This window comes from Rhodococcus jostii NBRC 16295 (genome assembly GCF_001894825.1).
In the GTDB taxonomy this organism is placed as follows: Bacteria; Actinomycetota; Actinomycetes; order Mycobacteriales; family Mycobacteriaceae; genus Rhodococcus_F; species Rhodococcus_F jostii.
Genome location: NZ_BCWY01000062.1, coordinates 11,464 through 35,918, shown reverse-complemented (window position 1 = coordinate 35,918; position 24,455 = coordinate 11,464). Strand labels below are relative to the sequence as shown.

Here is a 24,455-nt window from a genome sequence, read left to right as displayed (position 1 = left end):
ATGGCAAGCGACAAGCAGGCCCGACGAGAGACCGCACTGCTGGCATGGTCCCGTCCCGCTGGTGCTCTTGGCTTCGATGTGCCCACCGAGGACGAGATTCGGCGGATAGCAGCCAGCCAGGACGCATGGAGGTCCGAGTCGCCGTCCGCCGCGGCGGTCGACTGGGCCGACACGATCGTGCACATCCTGCATCAGATCAAGTTCGGCATGGACCCTCTCGAGGTCGTCCGCCACCTCCCGGACGACCTTCTGATCCCCGCGAGTGGGCCTGTTCGCCGGCAAGCCCCCGTCACTGCTCCCGCCCCCACGCCCGCACCCGAGCCTGTCCCGGAGTCGGAACCGGTTCTCACGCCGATCGACGCCCTGTTCGCGTGGCGTGCGCAGCAGATTGCGAACGGCGTGGAGTACGCGGAGACCATCAAAGACGCCACATTTCACAATCTGATCAAGTACGGCCACACCTCAGTCGAGCAGGTTCGACGACAACTGAGGGGTCCTGCGACTGCACTTGCCGAAGAGATCGCAGCAATTCTCGCCTCGTTTGCGGAGCCCGTCGACGAGCAGCCGTCCAGCGAGAAGCCCGCTTCGGCTGCGGGTTCCAGGCCGGAGCCTGCGGTGCAAGTGCCGCCGGGTGAGACCGGAACTGTAGGACTGTTGGATCAGCTCGTCACCGCGGACTTCTGCGAATATGAATACGGCGAGACCGACGTCGTCCCGACCGGACTGAAATTCACGAAGACCGTGGACGGGTACACGCTCTCCTGGACACCGCACGCGTCCCAGACCGCGGTCACCCTGTACCGGATCGTGTCGGGTGAAGGCTCGGTGCCGCATAAGCCCGAAGCCGGTGACCTCGTCGGTGTCACGCTCGACACCACGTGGGATGACGGGCGCTTCTTCGCGTCAGCCGTGCGTAATCTGCAGATCTGGTGTCACGCCGGAGCGGACGTCGACGATGCACGTAAACGGCAACCAGTGTTGATCGCGCAGGGCGAGATCGTCAGCCCTGTTACTGATTTCGTTCTCACTGAGGACGAAGGCCGGGTGATCGGCCAATGGAACGTCTGGTCGGGCACCCAGGCCGTGCGGATCCACCGGATACCGTTGGGCGCCGGATCGCCGGTGGTTCATGACCCCCGTAACGAAATCTGTTCCGGGCAACCGAATCTCACAGGTTTCGTGGACCGTGAGGTCGAGCGCGGCGCCCGCTACCTCTACCGGGCGATGTCCGAGGTTGTCGTCAACGGTGGCACACGGCTATCGCAGCCCGCGCAGGGTGAAATTCTGGTGTCGGTGGTGCTGGAGTCGGTCAATGATCTGACGGTGCAGTCCGAGGACGTCGGCGACATCCCGTATTTCGACCTCGTTTGGACAGATCCGTCGGCCGGTCGCGTCGTCATCTACCGAACGGAGTCTCCGCCGGACGCGGGATTGCAGGATTCGGACGTGCCCGAGGCTTCTCTCGACCCGCAGGGGCTCACCGATGAGACCCGGCTGGCGCACCCCGCAGTGGCGGGGGAGGGCCGCACATCGCGGATGGTCGGTGTTCCGTGGCCGAGCGGGTGGGATCGCGCGTATCTGACTCCCGTCACCCTGCTGAACGGCACCGCACGTGTCGGCGCCACGACAGTCCAGACGCGGCCCATCGCGCCGGTCAGTAATGCGCGGATCATCGAGCGGTGCAACAAGCAGATCGTCACCTTTGGCTGGCCCAAGTCGGCGGCGGCGGTCCTCGCCTACATCGGACCGATGGGGCTGCCGTTCGATCAGGTTTCCACCAGTGCCGATGCTGATGAGATCTCTGCGCGCCAGTACCGGCGAGACGGAGGAATGTCGATTCGGTCGACCCTTCCCGCCGGCGGATGCTCGGTGCACCTCGTGCCGATTGCGTTCTCCCGCGGTGAACAGATCACGGGAACGGTCACGTCGATCGAGTACAACGGGTTGGTGCGGATGGCGTACGGCCTGCGGCGCGACGACAATCCCGGCGCGTCGTCGTGGGTCTCCATCCATTTGTATTGTGCGGAGGATGTGGAGTCGCCTCCGCCGCTCGTGCTGGTGTTCAATCGGGATCGGTTGCCGCTCAGCTCCCGCGACGGCAATAGTGTGCCGCTGCGAGGTGCCGGCGAAGATCGGCCGGTGATGCAGTGCGTTCTGCCCCGATTGTCGAGGGGCTGGGCTGACACCGGCTGGAAGGCTGACGTGGGTGGTCACGCGGGGTACGTGCGTCTGTTCGTCGACTCCAATCGTGCCCAGTTCGGTGCCAGGAGATTCGCCATGCTCGACCCGGCGATTTCCACGCTGAGGCTGGAGCCGGGTTCGAGGTCGTCGGCATGAGCTCTGTTCTGCCCGAGCCGACCGAGTATCCACAGGTCGTCGCTCCTGGGAGTCGGTTCGGCGAGCTGACGTACACCTCGTTCGATGATGGGTCCGGTTCTGGAGGCGGGTGGCAGGTCAAGAGCACCGCGGGTGAGCTTTCCGACCGTGAGCGTTCGGCTCTGACGGCGTGGATTTCCACTCGATTCGACCTCGAGCCGCCGCTGCCCCGGTTCCCGACTCCGGCGGATATCGACGGGCGGCCCGCCCGGTTGATGTATGCGGCGGCCGAAGGTGGTGCCGCGTATTGGCACACGGTCGATGCCGGATTGGATGGATCCGGGCGCCCGGGCAACGTGTTCGCGCACGTGGTTCTGGATCGGGAACTTGATGCGTCGACGTCGTCGCTGCGACCCGTCGAGCTGTGGAAGTGGTCGGGGTGGCTGACGCCGTACGGGGCCAGGGCGGTGTTGGAGTCGTCGCTCGAGGGCGCGCGATCGCCGGTGCCGGACGGGCCGGTCACGCGGGCGCGGGTGCTCGAGTTTCTGGACGATCCCGCGGTATTCCGCGTCGGACTTTTCCAGGTCCTTCTCGATGCGGTTGCCGGGGCGATGGCCGGTGGTCCGTCGGTGGTGCTGACGGTAAGCGATGCGGATACCGCGGTGATGTGGATCGGTGCCGTGAGTTACTTCATGTCACCTGGTTCCGCTCGGCGGTTTGCGTGGTCCACCCACGACAAGGCGCATTCCGTTGCCGAAGGTGTCCGGCGGGGCCTGCATCTGATTGCGGTGCCGGTATCGGACCGGGACGGGTTAAAGACGGATCCTTCGTACGTGGTGATCGACGAGTACGAGGAACCGAGCCTGGGACTGCTCGGTTCTGAACCGCATGTCACCAAGGACGGGCTTACGACGGTCGCGGTCACACCGTGGTCAATGCTTGCGCAGTCGATCCTGATCGATGCGGGTACCGCCGAGCAGGTGCTGACCCAGCAGGACGATCTCGCCCATGAGGTCGGCGATATCGGGTTGTCGCCGATGTGGCCGCTGGCGATGGCCGTGGCGTCCACAGAAGAGGTGAGCGATGGTCACCAGGAGGCCATCAAGGTCATCCTCGAGGATTCGCCCACCCATGTGCATGACACCCCCAGGCTGCTCGAGCAAGTGCGTGAAATCTATGGTTCGGCGGCACCAGGACGGGCTGCAGAGGCGTGGCGTCTGCTGATGCAGTTGGATGTGCGGAATGCGTATGCCTCGATGGCCGCGGTTCATTATGTTGAACGTGCTCTCGAGGACGAGGATTGGCTGTTTGGACCTACCGTCCCGCCGGTGGTTCCGCCGCAGCTGGTTCCGCGGGTTTCCGATGAGGTCCGAGTTGCGATCGACACCGCCGTCAAGGGTCTGCTGGAGTCCGCTCGGCGCCCTGACATCGATGAGCGCGGGTCCGAAGAGTTACTGTTTCGTGCGCTGCGGGTCGCCGACCTGGCGATGTTGACGATGGCTTCGAGTCCAGTCACTGCCGAGGTGCAGGACATGCTGTCCGAGGTGCTCGAGCGCGCTCGTCTAGATGTGTTGTTCGATGACGTGTTCGGGGACGCGTTCGTCGCGCGTGTCGGAGAGCTTTCGGGGTCCACTCTGGGGAATGTGGTGCGCCCCGTGGTCGAGGCGGCGCCCAACATGGCTTCCGGCGATTTCGGGCGCCGGCTGAGCGGCCCCGTACTTCGGTGGCTGTTCCCGCGAGAGGCGTCCGGACCGGAGGTTGCAGGTACCGGCAACGTCGAGAGCATGTTGTTTGCCGAGTACGTTCATTCGGTCCTCGTCTCTGACAACGGCACCGTCGAGGATCGAGAGCAGGTTCTCCCGTATGCGAAATTGGCTGTTCGTCACCTACTTCAGGCAGATCAGCGGACCGATGCGGATGTGCACGCGGAACTGGTGGAACTCACCCGAGCTGCGTCGCTGACCGTCACGGAGATCTTGGTGCTGTTCGATGAGTTCGGTGATCGTGTTCCGCCCGGTGTGGCGGCGGATTCGTTGCTGCGGTGTGAGTACGACTCCGACCTGGTCGATCTAATCAATTATCTTGGTGCACAGCACGATAGCGTCCTACGTGTGCAGTCGTCGGTTTGCGGCGCGGATTGCGTCGCAGTCGCCGCTGCGTCGATTCGTGGGATCCGAGAGTGGAGTGTGATTGATCAGACCGCGTTGGAAGAGCTGGTGCACAACCATGCCGAGGTGCTGATCCCCGAATGCAGTCTCCTGAACGAGGAGTCGGTGCCAGTCGATCTTGCGGTCAATGTGTGTGTGCTCATCGTCGCTGCCCAGTCCATGGGCGTTCCTTGGGCGGCGGATGCCGGTGAATCAAGCCCTCTGCGCTTCGAGTCACTGTTCGAGACCCATGTGTTTGACATCGTTCCTGCCGTCACCGAACTCGTGGCAGGCGGTGCTCTCGACATCGACTGGGTCGTTGCGCAGGCCATCTTGATTTCCCTCGCACACACATCCGCTCAGACAGACGATTCGACTTTCATCGGTGTGCTCGGAACGAATCCACACGGGCAACCGCATGGGCCGTTGTGGTTGGACGACGTTGCGGAGAGTCTGGTGCAGAGCGGCAGATACGCCGGGCCCCGCACCACCTCCGACATCCGCGACGCCATCTGGCCCGACGTGCGGAACATGTCCGCCGCCCGCGGTGAGGAAACCATTCGCGGCTATGAGCCCGTCGCGGCGCAATGGCTCCGGGAATTTGGAATCGGATCCACGGAAAGGCAGAACACATGGATCCATTGACGATCCGCCGCAGCGTGTGCGGCAGACGCGCGAACAGGCCGACAGCTCAGCGAGAGGAACCAACCTCATGGTGACCCACGTTCTGGATGGCAAGAGCCGGGCGTACCTCCCGCGCCGCCCACTCGCCGTGTCGATGGCCGTGGTGGGGGAGCCGGGTTCGGCTGCGCTTGCCGCCCGCAGGGATGGAAACGCTGACGCGGGCGCCATCGTGCACAGCCCGGTGCTGTTGATTCTGCCGCGCGTGCAGCATGAAACGTTGATCGTGGCTCTGCCGGGTGAGGGGCGATCGACGTTCCCGACCGGCACGACGATCCATGTCTCCGTCGCTGTCGACAGCGCACAGGACCCGGATCCCGATCGGGCGCAGTTGACGGCACGTGACGTGTCCGGGCTCAGCTACCTCGAGCTCGCTACCATCGGCCCGGACGGTGACCGGCTTGCGGTCACTACCCGGCTCGAAGACCCGGAAGTGCCATTGGGACCCCTGGCCTCCCGAGCCCGCGCCGCCGCCCGCGCCGTCCTAGGGGTGGACCAGGTCCCCGACGAGCGTCAGACCGGAATTGACGTGCGCATCGACACCAGTCTCTCGATGCTCGGATCTGTTCGGAACGGCAGCGTCCACGCAATCATGGACATCGTCGCCGGCATCTCATCGGTGGTGTCCGCGGACGAGGCGCCGCGGGTATCGCTGATCGGGCATCGAAGTGCCGGTTTGCCTGCGGCCGACGTGACCGAACTGGCCGCGCGCACACAAGAGGCTCTGCTGACGTCGAAGTGCGGTGTCGGCTTCGACCCTTCGGTTACCACTGTGGCGCCGGTGTCGGGCGTGCGTCGAATGACCTTGTTCGTCACGGATTCAGCCTCGGGCGCCGCCCGTGGGAGTGACCATCCCCTCGCGGTCACCGTTGTCGCATCGCCCTCTCGTGCCGCGCTGTCCTCCCCTGATTTTGTCGGCGCAGTGGTACCGCCGTCGCCGAACGGGGTCGGCACGTCCGAGTTTCTGCTCGGAGATCCGGAGATCGTCGACCAGGTCGTCGAGGCCCTTTTGCGGCCCCTGGCACATGTTCATGGCCGCCTGCCAGGAACAGTGTCATGACGAAGTGCCCACGGTGTTTCAACACTCTCACCCACGAGTGGTTCGCGTGGACGGAAGCGGCCCCTCAGCGAACCGAACCGGATGAACGTGAGACGGCGTTCACGGGATCTCCGGTGGTTGGAGGCAAGACCTGTGATCTTCAAAAGCCCGCCGACGCCGCACCGGACTGGACACCTCCGCCGAACTTCCCGGAGACTCAGCTCGGCGGCGCCGCGGTAGAGATCTGCCCTATTTGCCATTACGTCCTTCCGCCGCACTGGAGATGGGGGCAAGCGACGTGCATCGCGATGGCCGGAGCGCGGGCGACCGGGAAGACCGTCTACATCGCGGTGATGATCAAGCAGTTGCAGCTTCTGGCCGAGCGGATGAACAGAGCTGTCGAGCCGGCAACCCCGGAAACGGACTACAACTACCGGAAGAACTATGAGAACCCGCTGTTCGAGGAGCGCGGGATCCTGGTGTCGACACCGTCGTCGAATACCGGAGATTCGTATCAGCGTGAGCCACTGATCTTCAGCCTTGGCGTGTGGAATGAGGTGCGACGGTTCCTTGTGATCCGGGATGTCGCGGGCGAAGACTTGGAGTCGGGCAACACGGACGGTCATTCTTGGCAGTTTTTTCAGGTCGCCGATGCCATTCTGTTCCTGTTCGATCCGCTGCGGGTGGAGGAGATCGGCGATCAGCTTCGCGATCTGGTTCCGGTGCAAGCGAATCGCGGCGGCGATCCGAAGGTCGTGCTGCGCACCGTGATGAACATGTTGGGCTACGGAACTCCTCGGGTTGCCGTGGTTCTGTCGAAGTTCGATGCACTTCAAGCCTTGGAGGAAGTCCAGGGTGGTCAGTGGAGTCAGATCATGTCCAATGCAGGTGCGGCGTTTTCTCGCGATCCGAGCCTCGATCAGGCCCCGTATGCGGACGAGGACGGTCAGCTGCTGCATGAGGAGGTGCGGAGCCTGCTGCAGAAATTGGACGCTGGTCCGATGCTGCAGTCGATGGAGAACCCGGTCACTGGTCAGCAGTACCGGAACAGGTTCTTCGCAGTCTCCGCTCTCGGTGCGTCCCCGGTCGGCGAAAGGCTGCACCAGAACGGCATCTCGCCGTTCCGTTGCCTGGATCCGGTCCGATGGGTGCTCTCCGAGCACGGGGTCCTATAAGAGGCGGGACGATTTCAGCGAGGAGTTCTGACATTGAATCAACCTGATGATCCCTGGTTCGTTGGGGGCGGCGCGGGTCGAGCGCCGGAGACGGCGACGAATGGGGCGTTTCATCCCGGCGACAACCCGTTCCTCCATTCGATTGCGTCGGCGGTGACCACACCCGCGCCGAGGGTGGCCAAGCCGCCTTCGATCTACATCGCGTTCGGTACTCTGCTGCTGGCGTCCGTGCTCAGCGTGGTTTCCGGTGTGGTCGAAGTTGTGTCGATCCTCCAGGTCCAGAGGAGAACGAACACGCTTCTCTCGTTCGACACGACCGGTAGGGCAGCCGAAGCCGGGGGTGGTTATGTCGAGGGGACCGCGACCGGACTGATGTGGGTTGTCGTCGGGATGCCAGTGATCTTCGCCGCCAGTTACGCCGCCTTCGGGGTTGCCGTGTTCAGAGGTCGGCCGTGGCCCAGAATCGTGGGCACCGTCCTTGCGGTCATTTCATTGTTCGGTCTCCTCGGTGGCCCCATCGTGGTGGTGACCGTACTCAGCGGAATCGTGGCGATGGCGGCGCTCTGGGTTCCCGCCTCTCGTCGCTACTGCGAATACGCTGAGGCGCAGCGCAGAATCGTGCCCGCCCACCAGTGGGGTGTCGGCTAAGGGACCCAGTACGTCGCTGGTGAAGTAAGGAGCGCGATGCTGTCGCCATGGTGAGCAGGAAGTCCGGTCTTCGATCAGGCCGCCGGTCTCCCGTTTTCCTTCGGGGCGGATTGCACCGTCGCGGGAGTGTGGTTGGTTGTAGAACACGAAGTCGGCGTCACTGCGGAGCTTTCCCGCGGTGAGTAGGAGAGCGGACAGGTCGGCGTCGGCGTCCGGGATGGGTCTCCACCTGCAGGTCACTGTGGCACTGGACGCGGCGAGTGCACGGTTCTGTCCCTTGCGCAGTTGCATGGTGTTCCTCTCGAACCGCAGGGCGGGTGCCGTGGGCAGTGTGACTGTCCACGGCACCCGCTGTTTTTTCTGCCGGTGTCCGGAGGCGCTACTTGCTCCCGGGGGTCCAGTTCAGGCCCCACCCGTAGGCGCTGTCGAGTTCGTCTTGGCTGCCGTTGATGTACCGGACTTCGCGGGTGACGGTGATTTCGCGGCCGGTGTTCTGAACCATCGCGATGGCGCAGATCGGTGCGTTGTTGTTCGGTGAGTCCAACCGCACCTCAACCTGGGGACCCGAGGTGGGGTAGAGGGTGACGACACCGTCGACGGCCGCCCAGTTCGGTGCGCCTTCGTAGATCATCGCGAACACCAGGATTCGCCGGAACATTTCCGGGCGGGCGAGGTTGATATGCAAGTTCTCGCCGCCGACGTTGGTGCCGGTGCGGTCGTCGCCGTCGAGTTGGATGAACGGGTGGGCGTTGATGGCGCCGAAGCTGTTGCCCAGTGCCTGGACAACACCTTTCGAGCCGTCGGCGAGTTCGTACAGGCAGCCGAGGTCGAGATCGACTCCGCCCGCCGGCGCGGCCGCGGCCGCCAGCTTTGCGAAGAAGCCCTTCTTCGGCTGCGGTGCGCCCGTGGACCAGTTCAGGTTGACCCGCATGGCGCCCTGCTGCTCGCCTGCTTTGGCGAGGCTGACGGTCGGAGCCGTCTTTGACAGCGTGACCTTGCTCAGGTTCACACCGCCCTGTGGTGCCCCGGTGGAGGGTCTGGTGTAGTCGATCGCCATGGTGGCTCCTTGATCTCGGGGTCGGGGTCAGCCGACGGGGACCGACTCGGCCTGGTCGTCGTGGTCGTCAACCGCGATCGGCTCGGGGTTGCGACGGTTGCGGATGATGCTGGAGATGAACGCGGCGCCGATGAGGGCGACACCGACGAGTCCGGTGATGTTCTCGTTGACGTGGTAGCCGATGGACACCAGCAGGATGACGGCCAGTGCGCCGATGGCCCAGTGGGCGCCGTGCTCGAGGTACACGTAGTCCGACAGGGTGCCCTTGCGGACCAGGAACACCGTGATGGAGCGGACGAACATCGCGCCGACGAAGCCGAGGCCGAGGGCGATGATGATCGGGTCGGACGTGATCGCGAAGGCGCCGATCACGCCGTCGAAGGAGAACGACGCGTCGAGGACCTCGAGGTAGAGGAACAGGAAGAACCCGGCCTTGCCGGTGGCCTTCGCGAGTTGGGTGGGTCCGGAAGATGTGGTGGTCTCGGAGTCTTCGTCACCCTCTTCGGTGTTGAACAGTTCACCGAGTCCGTTGACGGCGATGTAGGTGATCATGCCGAGGACGCCGGCGATCATCACGGTGGAGATCGTGTCGTCGGGGGCGATGTAGGCGGCGGTGATCAGCAGCAGGGCGCCGGCGATGACGACCTCGAGTTGGTCGAGTTTGCCGATGCGGGCGAGGGGCTTCTCCAGCCAGGACAGCCAGGTGATCTCGCGCTCTTCCAGGATGAAGCCGAGGAACAGCATGAGCAGGAACATGCCGCCGAATGCCGCGATCTGCGGGTGCGCGTCGGTGAGCAGGGTTTCGTAGCTGGCGCTGCCGTCGGGGAAGTACGCGGCACCGTCGGCAGGCGGGTTGAGAGCCAGGTCGAGGGCGGCGACGGGGCCGAGGCCGGACGCGAGCCACACGATGACGAGGGGGAAGACCAGTCGCATGCCGAACACCGCGATGACGATGCCGACGGTGAGGAAGATCTTCTGCCAGAACTCGCTCATGCGTCGCAGGACGGTGGCGTTGATGACGGCGTTGTCGAAGGACAGCGAGATCTCGAGGATCGAGAGGATCACGACGAGCATGACGGCTTGGGGTCCGCCGTAGATGGCGGCGACGATCAACGCAATGATCGTGACCGCGAAGGACCAGCCGAATATTCGCAGAACCACGAAGCGTGGCCTTTCTCTAGTGGGCATGCAGGGTGGTTACTGCAGGGAAAAGCACTGGGGTGGGCTCACGTGAGGCACGTGAGCCCACCGGCAGTGGTTTGGGCAGTGAGGTGACCAGCGTCCGTTGGGGGACGATTGTCAGACGTTGACGCCGTAGTCGCGGGCGATACCGGCCAGCCCGGACGCGTAGCCCTGGCCGATGGCTCGGAACTTCCACTCACCGTTGTGCCGGTAGAGCTCACCGAAGGTCATCGCGGTCTCGCTGGACGCGTCCTCGGACAGGTCGTAGCGGACCAGTTCGCTGCCGGTGGCGCGGTCGACGACGCGGATGTAGGCGTTGGTGACCTGACCGAAGTTCTGTCCCCGCGTGACTGCGTCGTGGATGGAGACGGGGAAGAAGATGTTGGTGACGTTCGGCGGCACGGCCTGCAGATCGACGTTGATGACCTCGTCGTCGCCGTCCCCGTCGCCGGTGAGGTTGTCGCCGGTGTGCTCGATCGAGCCGTCGGGGGAGCGCAGGTTGTTGTAGAACACGAAGTGATCGTCCGACAGAACCTTTTTGGTTTCGCCGGTTGCGAGCGCGCTCGCGTCCAGGTCGAAGTCGGCGCCGGTGGTGGACCGCGCATCCCAGCCGAGTCCCACCGCTACTGCAGTCAGGTTCGGCGCCTGCTTGTCGAGGGAAACGTTGCCGCCTTTGGCAAGAGTGACGCCCATGGGGATCCTTTCACGCATGAATTGGGGGAGCGCTTCATTTGGCGACCCCGCTCGAGTGTCCGAGCACGCTCACCATAGATCGTGAGGATTCGGACACGTGAGAGGAGGTCACCGTCTGGTAGCCGAGCACGTACTATCAGCGCGTGATCGGTTGCCGGACTTACCCAGACGAGCGGACATCTGCCTCGTTCGGGCTCGGTTTCAGTGCTACCAGAACACATTCACGTTGTCTGTATATCTTGCAGATGACCGAGCGTTACCAACAGTGACTTCCCACCTCATGAAGTCGCTTCCATCCGCGCCCGCCACACCGTAGTTAGACCTCCGTTAGACCGTGCTCCCTGGTCCCAGCAGAAAGGAATCGGCCATCCGGCCGGATCTCATGTCAGAGCTTGCCCGCGGTGAAAACACGACCCTGGACGGCGGACCCGTGACGCTGTCCATCTCCGGCGTCCAACAGGGCGGCACCATCGACTTGTTGGCCTTCCAACTCGGCGCTGATCAGCGGGTACGCTCCGACGACGACTTCATCTTCTTCAACCAGCCGTCATCGCCGGAGGGCGCAGTGCGGCTGGTCGCGGCCGACCGCATCACCATCGACCTCCGCGCCGTCCCCGCCAACATCGTGAAACTGTCGATCGCGGTGGCGCTCGACGAGAACGCCGCGGGCAGCCTGTCGGCAGTAGCGAACCTCGGCGTCACCGTCGAGCAGTCGACCGGTCAACGTGTCACCGCGCGAGCCCTCGGCTTGACCACGGAGCGAGCGGCGATCCTGCTCGAGGTGTACCGCCGCAACAACACCTGGAAGGTCCGGAACGTATCCGCCGGCTGGGACACCGGTCTGCATGCCCTCGTCAACCACCACGGCGTCGAGATCTCGGATGGGCCAACGACACAAGCGCCGCCGCAGGTCACCCCGCAGGCACATCAGTCGAACCAGCCGGATCCACTCGGCGTCCGGACGGTGGCCGATGAAGCGAAGCTCTCGCTCGACAAACGGCAGAAGCTGGACCTGCGCAAACGTGAGGTCGCGAAGGTTCTGCTCGACAAGGGCGCCTCCGGGGTGCGTGCCCGCGTGGTGCTCGTCATCGACAAGACCGGAAGCATGCAAGCCGAGTACCGGAGTAAGCGCATCAACCAGGTGGTCGAGCGGATGGTCCCGGTCGCTGTGCAAGTCGACGACGACGGCAAGCTCGAACCGTACCTCTACGGTGCCAGCTTCGCGCGCCTGCCCGACATCGCGGTCCACGAGGTCGACAGCTGGTCAGCGACGTATCTGCATCTTCACGGCACCCACGGGGGGATCGACTACGCAGAGATCGGCGGTTATAACGACGAGCTGCCGATCATGAAGGAGATCATGTCTTCGCTCGTACCCGGGTCAACCATGCCGACGTTGGTGCTGTTCTTCACCGATGGCGGATTCCACAAGAAGGGTCCGATCACCGCACTGATGAAGCGGGCCGCCGCCCTTCCCGCGTTCTGGCAGTTCGTCGGAATTGGCCACGCCGACTACGGGATTCTGGAAAAACTCGACACCCTGAAAGGGCGGGTGGTCGACAACGCCGGCTTCTTTAGCGTCGACGACATCTCGAAGATCAGCGATGCGGAGCTGTATCGCCGGTTGCTGAGCGAGTTCCCCGAATGGCTCCGCGCCGCGCGCAGAGCCGGCATCGTGGCCTGACATCCCGCACTAACCACTGGCCACAAGTGTGTGGAAGGCCCGGCGGACACCCCAGCTGAGTTTTCGTGACGGAACCCCGGCACTACGACACCGTGTTTCATGGGTATTCAATCGGGACTTTGAAAACCCAGGCGGCGGAGGGATGACGGCGTTCCGGTTCTGTCATTTTACGTGAATGACATAAGGCGGACGCCTCCGGGCCACTCGCGTGCATGGGATTGGCTATTCCTCATCCGCGCGAGCGGACAGGATCGAACCCTGATACTTTTCCATTCAACAACTGTCCGCAAACGGTGAGCAAAGGTAGATCAAGTACATGTTTCGCAGGGTTTCATGCACCGTTGCACTAGCTCTCGCCATCATTGGAATCGGTACCGCGGTGGCCCACGCCAATCCCGCAACTACCTTCGGCGACGGTACGCAAGTCGTCGGCATCGACATCGCACCCGGAACATACATCGGCAATGGACAAACCGACGAATACGGCTGCTACTGGGCGCGACTGAGGGGGTCGAGCGGCGAGATCGACGACATCATTGCCAATGACTTCACCGACTCGCCGAAGATCATCGTCACCATCAAACCCAGTGATCAGTACTTCGAATCCGAAGGCTGCGGCACATGGACGCCTGCTCCGACGTCAACGCCGCAATTTAGCCCTGTTCCTGCGCCGACTGCGGCCGAATCTGACTCGACAACGGTTGATTTGGGCGACTACTGCTCATCGAAAGAAGGTGCCACCGGCGTCCTCGCTGACGGAACCACCGTTCACTGCGTCCGCGTCCAGTTCACCGACGCATACGTCTGGTCGACAAACGAGGGTGTTGTCGCCACCGATCCGCACTTCCCGGTCGATCCAGGAGGTAACTGCCTCGACACCGATGCGTTCACCGCCGACTCTCAGGGTCGAACGCTGTACTGCAATCCCACCCAGAACGGACGCTACGCCGGAAATCTCGTCTGGCAACTCCAGCCGTGAAGGTGAACGGTCGGCGAGGGGCAGGGGTTCGTCGGGACCATCTACCATGAGGCACTTCGCGTGAGTGCTTGTCGATCTCTAGGACGGGCCTGGTGAGGTGTGGATCGTGCGGGTGTTGTCCGTGCCGTATCGCGAGGACACCACAACACGGACACCGGACTTACTGGGTGCGATTCGTCCGTTCGGCGCGGGTCTCTTCGGCGAGCACCGTGGTCGCTGATGCGTCGAGAACGACTCCGCAGTCGTGCAGTGCCCGCCCGGGCGTGACTTTGCCGTCGAGGATGTCGTCGAGGACGAGTTGCGGCTCCCGGGTGAGGGGGTCACCGTAGCCGCCGCCGCTGTGACCTGTCGGTGCCGGTCGCCGGCACCGACAGCGCGGTGTGGTTTGGACGGAAACAGTTCCTCGTTATTGGCACCGAGATTGAGGATGTTTGCTGACGGGGCACCGCTGTGGCCGCCGTTGAGACCATAGGGCTGGGCGGTGCGTCGGTCGGAGCGGACTTGAATGGTGGTGTTGTCGTAGAGCAGTGTTGTGAGCCCCAGCCCATGCGCCTCATACCGTCTAACTGACAGCGTCGACGAGGTAGGTGTTGAGACCTCGTGCAATGTCTGCCAATGCACGCGGCGTGGTCATACGAATATGCGTGGTATCGATGGGATAGTAGTCGATGGAACCGGTTACATATGGTTTCCAGCAACTTTCGGCAACTTCCCGGTGAATCTCGTCGGCTGCGGCGGCGAAGAAGACCACGTCTCCGTCGAACACGGGGGGGTGGTAATTGGCGACCAGCCGTGGCGCGTCATTGAAGGATGCGACGATCTGCTTCATGTGTGATGGCTGGAGAAACTCGAATGCACCAGTCCGCAGATGAATCAGTTCGGTCGCTCGTTCGGCCGATATGGTTTCCTCCGCGGCATCGAAGTCTTCAGCACCGAATCCAAACAGATCGGCTAGCTCGACCAGGATGTCTCCTACAGTGAATTCCTGGTTTGCAGTCGATTCCGCTTCGCGCAGCCGGCTGTCCAACATCGCCAGCAATGAGACCTGCTTCCCGAGAAGGCGAAATCGTGTGGCTACGGCGTGGGCGATGACTCCGCCCAATGACCAGCCGAGCAGGTGATATGGGCCGCGCGGTTGCACGGCCTGGATCACCCGGACGTATTCCTCCGCCAACTGCTCGATCGAACGGGGATGCGGGTCGTCTTCGGCGAGTTCGGGGGATTGGATCCCGTAGATTCGCCGTCCCGGTTCGGTGTATGGCGCCAAACCTGCGTAACACCAAGCTAATCCGCTAGCTGGGTGAATGCAAAAGATCGGGTCGGAATCCCCGGCTGATCTGATCGGCAACAGGACGTCGAACGCCGAAGTCGGCACAATAGGTGTCGACCCGCCGGAGACCGCCTCGACTCTACCGGCGATCGCTGCCACGGTGGCATCAGTGAAGATCCACGATACCTGGATGTTGACGCCGAGAGCCCCTCGCAGCCGCGCAGTGACCTGTGTGGCGAGGAGGGAGTTGCCTCCCAGGGTGAAGAAGTCGTCGTCGAGTCCGATGCGGTCGTGGCCGAGGATGTCGGCGAAGATGTCGGCGACGATTCGCTGCTCGGTGGTGACCGGTGGCCGGAACCGGGGTGTCGGTGGTACGGGTGCGGGGAGTGAGCGGCGGTCGATCTTGCCGTTGGGGGTCAGCGGTAGTGCGTCGAGGATGGTGATGGGGGTGGGCAGCATGTAGTCGGGGAGGCGGTGGGCGGCGAAGGCGCGGATCGCGGTGGGGTCGAGGGGGGTGTGGTCGCGGGGGACGACGTAGCCGACGAGTTGGTCGCCGGTGTGGGGGTCGTGGTGTATCGCGGCGACGGCTTGGGTGATGTCGGGGTGGGTGGTGAGGGTGGTTTCGATTTCGCCGAGTTCGATGCGGTGGCCGCGGAGTTTGATTTGGTGGTCGCGGCGGCCGAGGAATTCGAGGTTGCCGTCGGGGTGCCAGCGCACCAGGTCGCCGGTGCGGTACATGCGTTCGCCGGGTGGGCCGAACCGATTTGCTACAAACCGCTCTGCCGTCAACGCCGGCTGTCCCAGATACCCCCGCGCCAGCTGCACCCCGGACACATACAACTCGCCCACCACCCCCACCGGTACCGGATGCAAGCGATGATCCAGCACGTAGGCGTGGCAGTTGGTCTGCGGTGCACCGATCGGAGCCACTGCGCCCTCACCCTCCCCGCAGCGGTGGCAGATCACGCTGACGGTGGTTTCGGTGGGCCCGTACTGGTTCCACACCGTCGCCGGACTGACCTCCGCCAACCGCGCGACCGTCTGCCCGGTCAGTGTTTCACCGCCGAGGTAGATCACCCGCACGCCGCGGAGCGCTTCCGGCGACCGGCTCGCCATCAGGGCGGTCAGGATCGTCGGCACCGACGCCACGTGGGTGACCTTCTGCGCCCGGATGAGCTCGGCGAGGTAGTCGGGGTCGCGTTGGCCGTCCGGGCTCGCCAACACCACGCAGCCGCCGATCTGCAGTGGTGCGAAGAGGTCGGGGGTCGACGCGTCGAAGGTCACCGCGTTGCTCTGCAGAAGACGATCACCCGCACGGTGATCGAACGCCTCGACCCCCCACCGCACCTGATTGACGATGGCGCTGTGCGCCACGGCCACGCCCTTCGGCCGGCCGGTCGATCCCGAGGTGAACATCACGTACGCCATGTTCTGCGGGCGCAGCGGTGCACGACGGTCCGCATCGGTCACCGGCGCCGCGGACATCGGTGCCAGATCGAGGGTGTCGATGTGGACGACCGGCACCGGTTCGGGCAGATCGTCTTGCTCGTCGTGGGTGGTGGTCAGAATGCAGGTGGGTTGTGCCACTGCGAGAATGAAGTTTGTGCGCTCGGCCGGGAGATCGGGGTCGATGGGCAGATAGGCTCCACCGGCGGTGAGGGTGGCGTAGACGCCGACGACGAAGTCGATGGAGCGGGCCATCCTCAGTGCCACAATTGTTTCCGGGCCCACTCCTTGGGTGATCAAGTGTCGGGTGAGCCGGTTGACGCGTGCTTTGAACTCGGTGTAGGACAGGCATAGGTCCCCATCCACCACCGCCACCGAGTCGGGCGTACGGGCTGCCTGGGCGCTGAACACCGACACCAGGGTGTCGGTGGTTGGCGCATGTTCGGTGTGGTTCCAGTCCTCGAGGATCAGTTGTTTCTCGGTGGGGTCGAGGAGGTTGAGGTCGCCGACCGGGCGGTCGGGGTCGGCCACGACAGCCTCGAGGAGTCGGATGAATCGGTCGGCGAACCCGCGCACGGTGTCCTCGTCGAACAGGTCCTGTGCGTAGGTCAGCGCGGCGGTCAGACCGCGAGCGGCACCATCGCGGTCGACGCGTTCACTTGCCGTCAGCGTGAGGTCGAACTGGGTGGCGGCGTGGTCGATGTTCTCGATGCGGGCGGTCAGTCCCTCCAGTTCGAGCTCCGGGTGCTCCTGGTTCTGGAAGGCGAGCATCACCTGGAACAGTGGGTGTCGGGTGGTCGATCGTGCCGGGTTGAGGGCCTGGACCACCCGTTCGAATGGCACGTCGGCGTGCTCGAACGCGGCCAGGTCGGTCTCTCGCACCGTCGAGAGCAGCTGGGTGAAGCTGTTGGCAGTGTCGACCGGGGTTCGGAGCACCAGGGTGTTGACGAACATGCCGACCAGATCGTCGAGGGCCGGGTCGCCGCGACCGGCGACCGGGGTGCCGATGACGATGTCAGTGGTGCCCGATGTCCGGGCCAGGAACACCGCGAACGCGGTGTGCACCACCATGAACACGGTCGCGGCGTGCCGCCGTGCGATATCAATGACCGAGAGGTGGGTGGGCGCGTCGATGGTGAACTTGTGTGTCCGTCCACGGTGCGAGACCACGGGCCGGGTCCGGTTGCCCGGTAATTCCAACTGATCCGGCAGACCGTCCAGTGTCGAATGCCAGTACGTCAGCTGCTGGGTGAGCAACGAGTTCGGGTCGTCGTCGGAGCCGAGTAACTCCCGTTGCCATAGCGTGTAGTCCGCGTACTGCACCGCCAGCGGTGGCCACGATGGCGCGTGTCCGCCGGCGCGGGCCGCATAGGCGGCCATGAGATCCCGGACCAATGGGGTGATCGAGAATCCGTCGGCGCAGATGTGGTGTAGCACTACGGCGAGCACATGCTCGTTTTCGGCGGTCTCGAACAAGGCCGCCCGCACCGGTACTGATGTGGTGACGTCGAACCCGGCCGAGGCCATCGACATCAGCCGCGCGGCGACCTCGTTCTCGGTCACTGCGGCGGTGTCGAATGCGCCGCTGACCTCCGCCGCCGGGACAACCACTTGGTGCGGGCCAGCCTCCGCTTCGGGGTAGATCGTCCGCAGGGTCTCGTGCCGGTCCACGACGTCACCGACCGCCGTCCGTAACGCCGCCGCGTCCATGGTCCCCGACAGGCGCACGGCGACCGGAATGTTGTAGACCGGTGAGTGTGGATCGAATCGGTTGAGGAACCAGATCCGTTGCTGCGCATAGGACAGTGGGATGTGTTCGGGTCGCTGCCGCGTACCCAGAGGCGTGCGTGCACCCGCCGTCGCCCGGGACTCGAGCCACCCCGACAGTGCCTGCACTGACGACGCCTCGAACAACACCCGGATCGGCACTCGCGAATCCATCGCCACACCCAGCCGCGACACCGCCTGCGTCGCAAGCAACGAGTTGCCACCCAAGGCAAAGAAGTCGTCGTCGAGCCCGACCCTCTCGCGACCGAGAACATCCGCGAACACCCCGGCAACGACCCCCTCCGCCACCGTCACCGGCGCCCGGTACTGCGGCACCGGAAACACCGGTGCCGGCAACGCCCGCCGATCCACCTTCCCATTCGCCGTCAACGGCAAACGATCCACCACCGTAATCGGTGAAGGCACCATGTAGTCGGGGAGGCGGTGGGCGGCGAAGGCGCGGACCCGATTCGGGTCGAGGTGGGCGCTATTACGGGGGACGACGTAGCCGACCAACCGGTCCCCGGTGTGGGGGTCGTGGTGGACCGCGGCGACAGCCTGGGTCACGTCGGGATCCGCCGTCAAAGTTGCTTCGATTTCACCGAGTTCGATGCGGTGACCGCGGAGTTTGACTTGGAGGTCGCGGCGGCCGAGGAATTCGAGGTTGCCGTCGGGGTGCCAGCGCACCAGGTCGCCGGTGCGGTACATGCGTTCCCCCGGTGGGCCGAACCGATTTGCTACAAACCGCTCTGCCGTCAACGCCGGCTGTCCCAGGTACCCCCGCGCCAGCTGCACCCCGGACACATACAACTCGCCCACCACCCCCACCGGTACCGGATGCAAGCGATGATCCAGCACGTAGGCGTGGCAGTTGGTCTGCGGTGTGCCGATGGGCACCACTCTCTCTTCGTGCTGGGTGCAGCGGTGACAGATGACGCTGACGGTGGTTTCGGTGGGCCCGTACTGGTTCCACACCGTCGCCGGACCGAATTCCGCCAACCGCGCGACGGTCTGCCCGGACAGCATTTCACCGCCGAGGTAGATCACCCGCACGCCGCGGAGAACGTCGGGTGACCGGCAGGCCATCAGGGCGGTCAGTACCGTCGGCACCGACGCCATGTGGGTAATCGCATGGGTGCGGATGAGCTCGGCGAGGTAGTCGGGGTCGCGTTGGCCGTCGGGTCCTGTCAAGACTACGCAGCCGCCGACCTGCAGGGGGGCGAAGAGGTCGGGCGTCGACGCGTCGAAGGTCACCGCGTTGCTCTGCAGAAGACGGTCACCCAAGCCGTAGTCGAACGCAACCCACTGCACCTCGTTGACGATCGCACTGTGCGTCACCGTCACCCCCTTCGGCCGGCCGGTCGATCCCGAGGTGAACATCACGTACGCCATGTTCTGCGGGCGCAGGGGTGCACGACGGTCCGCGTCGGTCACCGGCGCCGCGGACATCGGTGCCAGATCGAGGGTGTCGATGTGGAAGACCGGCACCGGGTCGGGCAGATCGTCTTGCTCGTCGTGGGTGGTGGTCAGAATGCAGGTGGGTTGTGCCACTGCGAGAATGAAGTGTGCACGCTCGGCTGGGAGATCGGGGTCGATGGGCAGATAGGCTCCACCGGCGGTGAGGGTGGCGTAGACGCCGACGACGAAGTCGATGGAGCGGCGCATCCGCAGTGCCACAACGGTTTCCGGGCCCACTCCTTGGGTGATCAAGTGTCGGGTGAGCCGGTTGACTCGAGCGTTGAACTCAGTGTAGGACAGTGTTCGGTTTCCGTCGATGACCGCGATGGCGTCGGGTGCGCGAGCGACCTGCGCACCGAACATTGACACCAGCGTGTCGGTGGTTGTCGCATGATCGGTGTGGTTCCAGTCCCTGATGACCAGCTGTTTTTCGGTGGGGTCGAGGAGGTCGATGTCGCCGACCGGGCGGTCGGGCTCGGCCACTGCAGCCTCGAGGAGTCGGATGAATCGGTCGGCGAACCCGCGCACGGTGTCCTCGTCGAACAGGTCCTGCGCGTAGATCAGTGCTGCGTTCAGCCCGGTGGGGGCGGCCTTGTCGCCAAAACACTCGCTGAGGGTGAGGGTCAGGTCGAACTGGGTGGCGGCGTGGTCGATGTCTTCGATGCGGGCGGTCAGTCCCTCCAGTTCGAGCTCCGGGTGCTCCTGGTTCTGGAAGGCGAGCATCACCTGGAACAGTGGGTGTCGGGTGGTCGATCGTGCCGGGTTGAGGGCCTGGACCACCCGTTCGAATGGCACGTCGGCGTGCTCGAACGCGGCCAGGTCGGTCTCTCGCACCGTCGAGAGCAGCTGGGTGAAGCTGTTGGCAGTGTCGACCGGGGTTCGGAGCACCAGGGTGTTGACGAACATGCCGACCAGATCGTCGAGGGCCGGGTCGCCGCGACCGGCGACCGGGGTGCCGATGACGATGTCAGTGGTGCCCGATGTCCGGGCCAGGAACACCGCGAACGCGGTGTGCACCACCATGAACACGGTCGCGGTGTGCTGTCGTGCTAGCGCGGTTGCCGCGCGGTGGGTGGGCGCGTCGATGGTGAACTTGTGTGTTCTTCCACGGTGGGTGACGGCGGGCGGCGTTCGGTTCACGGGCAGCTCGAGCTGTTCCGGCAGCCCGACGAGTGTGGAACGCCAGTACGTCAGCTGGCGGGTGAGCAACGAATCGGGGTCGTCGTCGGAGCCGAGTAACTCCCGTTGCCACAGCGTGTAGTCCGCGTACTGCACCGTCGGTGCAGTCCAGGCGGGTGGATTCCCATGGGAGCGAGCGGTGTAGGCGGCCATGAGATCCCGCGCAAGCGGGGCGATCGAGGAGCCGTCGGCGCAGATGTGGTGCAGCACTACGGCGAGCACATGCTCGTTTTCGGCGGTCTCGAACAAGGCCGCCCGCACCGGTACCGATGTGGTGACGTCGAACCCGGCCGAGGCCATCGACATCAGCCGCGCGGCAATCTCGTTCTCGGTCACCACGGCGGTGGTGACCGCCCCGCTGACCTCCGCCCCGGGGACAACCACTTGGTGCGGGCCGGCCTCCGCTTCGGGGTAGATCGTCCGCAGGGTCTCGTGCCGGTCCACGACGTCGGCGATCGCTGCCAGCAGTGCGGCCGAGTCCATGGGTCCCGACAGGCGCACGGCGATCGGGATGTTGTAGACCGGTGAGTGAGGATCGAACCGGTTGAGGAACCAGATCCGTTGCTGCGCATAGGACAGCGGGATGCGTTCGGGCCGGGGCCGCGGCAGCAGCGCTGTGTGTGCACCCGCCGTCGCCCGGGATTCGAGCCACCCCGACAGTGCCCGCACCGACGACGCCTCGAACAGCACCCGCATCGGCACCCGCGCGTTCATGGTCGAGCCGAGTCGCGACACCGCCTGTGTGGCGAGGAGGGAGTTGCCTCCCAGGGTGAAGAAGTCGTCGTCGAGTCCGATGCGGTCGTGGCCGAGGATGTCGGCGAAGATGTCGGCGACGATTCGCTGCTCGGTGGTGACCGGTGGCCGGAACCGGGGTGTCGGTGGTACGGGTGCGGGGAGTGCGCGGCGGTCGATCTTGCCGTTGGGGGTCAGCGGTAGTGCGTCGAGGATGGTGATGGGGGTGGGCAGCATGTAGTCGGGGAGGCGGTGGGCGGCGAAGGCGCGGATCGCGGTGGGGTCGAGGGGGGTGTGGTCGCGGGGGACGACGTAGCCGACGAGTTGGTCGCCGGTGTGGGGGTCGTGGTGTATCGCGGCGACGGCTTGGGTGATGTCGGGGTGGGTGGTGAGTGTGGTTTCGATTTCGCCGAGTTCGATGCGGTGGCCGCGGAGTTTGATTTGGTGGTCGCGGCGGCCGAGGAATTCGAGGTTGCCGTCGGGGTGCCAGCGGGTGAGGTCGCCGGTGCGGTACATGCGTTCCCCCGGTGGGCCGTAGGGGTTGGCGACGAAGTGGTGGGCGGTCAGTGCGGGTCGGTTGTGGTATCCGCGGGCGAGTTGGATTCCGGCTACGTAGAGTTCTGCGGTCACGCCGGTGGGGACGGGGCGGAGTCGGTCGTCGAGGACGTAGGTGTGGGTGCCGCGGATCGGGCCGCCGATGGTGATGGGGCCGCTGGGTGGTAGCGGGCCGCTGCAGTTGCTCATCACGGTGGTCTCGGTGGGGCCGTAGCCGTTGAAGAGGCGGCGTGGGTGTGGTGCGTCGGGGGTTGTGGCCCAGCGGGTGAGCAGGTCGGGGGTGCAGGCCTCGCCGGCCGACAGGACGGTGTGCAGGGTGTGGAGGTGGGTGGGGTCCATGGTGGCCAGGGCGGCCGGTGTGATCACGGCGTGGGTGACGTGGTTGCGGTGGAGGAGTTGGGTGAGTTCGTCGCCGCCGAAGACGGTGGGTGGGGCGATGACCATGGTGGCGCCGGCTCCGGCGGCGAGGAGCAGTTCGAACACCGAGGCGTCGAAGCTCGGTGATGCCACGGCCAGGGTTCGGGAGTCGGGGGTGGTGGTGAATCGTTCGCGTTGTTCGGCGGCGAGGTTGGCCAGGCCCTGGTGGGTGACGGCGACGCCTTTGGGGGTGCCGGTGGAGCCGGAGGTGTAGAGCAGGTAGGCGGTGTTGGTGGTGTGCAGGGGTCGGATTCGGTCGGTGTCGGTGATGGGTCTCGAATCCATGGTGTTGCAGCGGGTTTCGAAGTCGGGGGTGTCGATGATGAGCCACGGCAGTGGTGCGGGCAGGGTGGTGGCGTGCTGGGTGGTGGTCAGCCCGAGTGCGGCTCGGGAGTCCGAGAGCATGTGGGTGATGCGGTCGTTCGGGTGGTTCGGGTCGATCGGGAGGAATGCGGCGCCGGTTTTGGTGGTGGCCCAGATCGCGAGGACTGCGTTGGGGGAGCGGGGGAGTGCGATGGCGACGGTGTCTTCGGGGCCGATGCCTTCGGTGATGAGGATTCGTGCGAGTTGGGTGGAGGTGGTGTCGAGTTGTTCGTAGGACAGGTGGTGGTCTCCGTCTGTCACCGCCGGTGTGGTGCGGTCGTGTGCTGCGGCGGTGGCCAGCAGTTGTGGCAGTGTCGTTGCCGGTTGTGCGGGGCCGCCGGTGCGGTCGAGCAGTTGCCGTCGTTCGTCGGTGTCGAGGATGTCGAGGTCACCGACCCGACTCCCCGCATCGGCGGACAGGAAGCGGTCGAGGAAGGACAGGAACCGGTGGTGATGGCGATCGAGGTCGTCTTCGTCGTAAAGATTCGGGTTGGCCTGGAAGTCGATGTGTGTCGTGGTGCCGCTAACGCTCGGGTAGATGTTGACAAACAGGTCGTCGACGAGACCGGAGGTCAAGACGTGCAGTCGGCCGAGGTGTGGGCCCAGCCGGATCTCTCTGCCGGCCGGCATGATGTTGAGAGTCGGACCGAACGAGCGATTTCGACTGCTGTCCCTGCCGAGATCGCGGCAGATGTCCTCGCGCCGGTACCGTTGCCGCCGCAGCGCCCCGGTCAATTCGAGTTGTGCGGACTTGAGCAGTGCTCCGATCGTCACGTCCGCGCCCATCTCGAGTTGGACGGGCACGACATTGGCCACCATCCCTCCCGAGCGCCGCAGCGGTGCGGTCGTTCGGGCCGAAACCGGAAGACTGAGGACGATGTCCGATCTGCCTGTCATCCGGGACAGGAAGGCGGCAAGAGCAGCGACCACGACAGGTGCCGCACTCGAGTTGTGCTTTGCGACGACCGAATCGAGCATTGCGGCTACGTCGTGTGCCAAGGCCGCGCTGGCAACTCGCGGGTGCGCATCGATGGGCGCTGACCGCCCGGCCAGCCTCGTAGGCTCCGGCAGTCCCGAGGTCCGTTCCGCCCAGTACCTTCGATCCGCTTCGAAGCGATCGGAGTTCCGGTAGGCAGAATCGATTTCGACGATCTGCGCGGGATCCAGAACGCGGAGTGGCGGAGCGTCGACACCGGCAACTGAGGCCGAATACAACTCGGCGATACGTTGCATCAGAGTCATGGCGCCGTAGCCGTCGAGGGCGATGTGGTGGATGCGTGAGTACCAGTAGCAGTGCCGGTCGCCGACTCGGAGTACCGACGAGAGTGCGAGCGCATCGTGGAGGAGGTCTATCGGGGTGCTGAACTCGCGGCGCATCCACTGTTGCGCGGCGACCCTGGGGTCGTCCTCCGCGCGAAAGTCGATTCGCAAGATCCCGCCGTCGGAAGAATCGTCGACCAGTTGATACAATTCACCGTCGTGATCTACCAGGCGTAAGAACCCGGAACCGAATTCCCTGGCCGCTGTGCGACTTGCTGCTTCGAGCAAATTGATATCCAACTCGCCGAAGACCTCGACATACTGCGCGATCGTGATCGGCAACTCGCCGGCCAGTTGTTGAGCGAACCAGATTCCCTGCTGCGCGGCAGACAAACGACACGCTCCGG

At 64.6% G+C, this 24,455-nt stretch carries 11 protein-coding genes and 1 pseudogene; 7 read left to right on the top strand and 5 right to left on the bottom strand.

The features are described from left to right. The 5 genes from RJ1_RS31040 (at window position 1) to RJ1_RS48005 (ending at window position 8,006) form a co-directional block, all read left to right on the top strand. Window positions 1-2,337 carry a SaeA-related protein gene (locus RJ1_RS31040; protein ID WP_083602267.1) on the top strand — a complete coding sequence of 779 codons (2,337 nt, stop codon included), beginning with the start codon at window positions 1-3 and terminating at the stop codon, window positions 2,335-2,337. Beyond that, complete coding sequence (locus tag RJ1_RS31035) at window positions 2,334-5,108, top strand: GAP1-N2 domain-containing protein (protein ID WP_073366343.1); 2,775 nt, start codon at window positions 2,334-2,336, stop codon at window positions 5,106-5,108. Before RJ1_RS31040 ends, RJ1_RS31035 begins: the two co-directional genes overlap by 4 nt. Then, window positions 5,032-6,204, top strand: a complete 1,173-nt coding sequence (locus RJ1_RS31030; protein ID WP_143169572.1) for a hypothetical protein — start codon at window positions 5,032-5,034, stop codon at window positions 6,202-6,204. Before RJ1_RS31035 ends, RJ1_RS31030 begins: the two co-directional genes overlap by 77 nt. Further along, window positions 6,201-7,358 (top strand): TRAFAC clade GTPase domain-containing protein, encoded by a 1,158-nt coding sequence (locus RJ1_RS31025; protein ID WP_073366341.1) that lies wholly within the window; start codon window positions 6,201-6,203, stop codon window positions 7,356-7,358. Before RJ1_RS31030 ends, RJ1_RS31025 begins: the two co-directional genes overlap by 4 nt. Before the next feature lie 153 nt (window positions 7,359-7,511). Then, complete coding sequence (locus RJ1_RS48005) at window positions 7,512-8,006, top strand: hypothetical protein (protein ID WP_255284915.1); 495 nt, start codon at window positions 7,512-7,514, stop codon at window positions 8,004-8,006. Window positions 8,007-8,096: 90 nt separating this feature from the next. Here the strand turns inward: RJ1_RS48005 and RJ1_RS48000 are convergent. From RJ1_RS48000 to RJ1_RS31005, 4 genes and pseudogenes are all read right to left on the bottom strand, one after another. Beyond that, window positions 8,097-8,297: pseudogene (locus RJ1_RS48000) on the bottom strand (TerD family protein); the annotation flags it as partial. An 88-nt stretch (window positions 8,298-8,385) separates the two neighbouring features. Further along, window positions 8,386-9,063 (bottom strand): TerD family protein, encoded by a 678-nt coding sequence (locus RJ1_RS31015; RefSeq protein ID WP_073366339.1) that lies wholly within the window; start codon window positions 9,061-9,063, stop codon window positions 8,386-8,388. Between the two features lie 27 nt (window positions 9,064-9,090). Beyond that, the gene (locus RJ1_RS31010) at window positions 9,091-10,224 is read right to left on the bottom strand and encodes a DUF475 domain-containing protein (RefSeq protein WP_073366338.1); all 1,134 of its coding nucleotides are present in this window, start codon (window positions 10,222-10,224) and stop codon (window positions 9,091-9,093) included. A 138-nt stretch (window positions 10,225-10,362) separates the two neighbouring features. Beyond that, window positions 10,363-10,938 (bottom strand): TerD family protein, encoded by a 576-nt coding sequence (locus tag RJ1_RS31005; RefSeq protein WP_073366337.1) that lies wholly within the window; start codon window positions 10,936-10,938, stop codon window positions 10,363-10,365. Window positions 10,939-11,320: 382 nt separating this feature from the next. Between RJ1_RS31005 and RJ1_RS31000 the strand changes: the two genes are divergently transcribed. Then, window positions 11,321-12,622 (top strand): VWA domain-containing protein, encoded by a 1,302-nt coding sequence (locus RJ1_RS31000; RefSeq protein ID WP_073366336.1) that lies wholly within the window; start codon window positions 11,321-11,323, stop codon window positions 12,620-12,622. Between the two features lie 316 nt (window positions 12,623-12,938). Further along, complete coding sequence (locus tag RJ1_RS47200) at window positions 12,939-13,601, top strand: Rv1352/Rv1906c domain-containing protein (protein WP_174695043.1); 663 nt, start codon at window positions 12,939-12,941, stop codon at window positions 13,599-13,601. 562 nt (window positions 13,602-14,163) lie between these two features. Here the strand turns inward: RJ1_RS47200 and RJ1_RS30985 are convergent. Then, entirely contained in the window at window positions 14,164-24,441 is a 10,278-nt protein-coding gene (locus RJ1_RS30985; protein ID WP_170008915.1) for a non-ribosomal peptide synthetase, read from the bottom strand. Window positions 24,442-24,455: the final 14 nt, after the last annotated feature.

Coding starts and splice junctions, on each gene's coding strand:
- RJ1_RS47200 (WP_174695043.1), top strand. CDS start 12,939: ATGTTTCGCAGGGTTTCATGCACCGTTGCACTAGCTCTCGCCATCATT.
- RJ1_RS31035 (WP_073366343.1), top strand. CDS start 2,334: ATGAGCTCTGTTCTGCCCGAGCCGACCGAGTATCCACAGGTCGTCGCT.
- RJ1_RS31000 (WP_073366336.1), top strand. CDS start 11,321: ATGTCAGAGCTTGCCCGCGGTGAAAACACGACCCTGGACGGCGGACCC.
- RJ1_RS31005 (WP_073366337.1), bottom strand. CDS start 10,938: ATGGGCGTCACTCTTGCCAAAGGCGGCAACGTTTCCCTCGACAAGCAG.
- RJ1_RS31030 (WP_143169572.1), top strand. CDS start 5,032: ATGAGCCCGTCGCGGCGCAATGGCTCCGGGAATTTGGAATCGGATCCA.
- RJ1_RS31025 (WP_073366341.1), top strand. CDS start 6,201: ATGACGAAGTGCCCACGGTGTTTCAACACTCTCACCCACGAGTGGTTC.
- RJ1_RS31040 (WP_083602267.1), top strand. CDS start 1: ATGGCAAGCGACAAGCAGGCCCGACGAGAGACCGCACTGCTGGCATGG.
- RJ1_RS31015 (WP_073366339.1), bottom strand. CDS start 9,063: ATGGCGATCGACTACACCAGACCCTCCACCGGGGCACCACAGGGCGGT.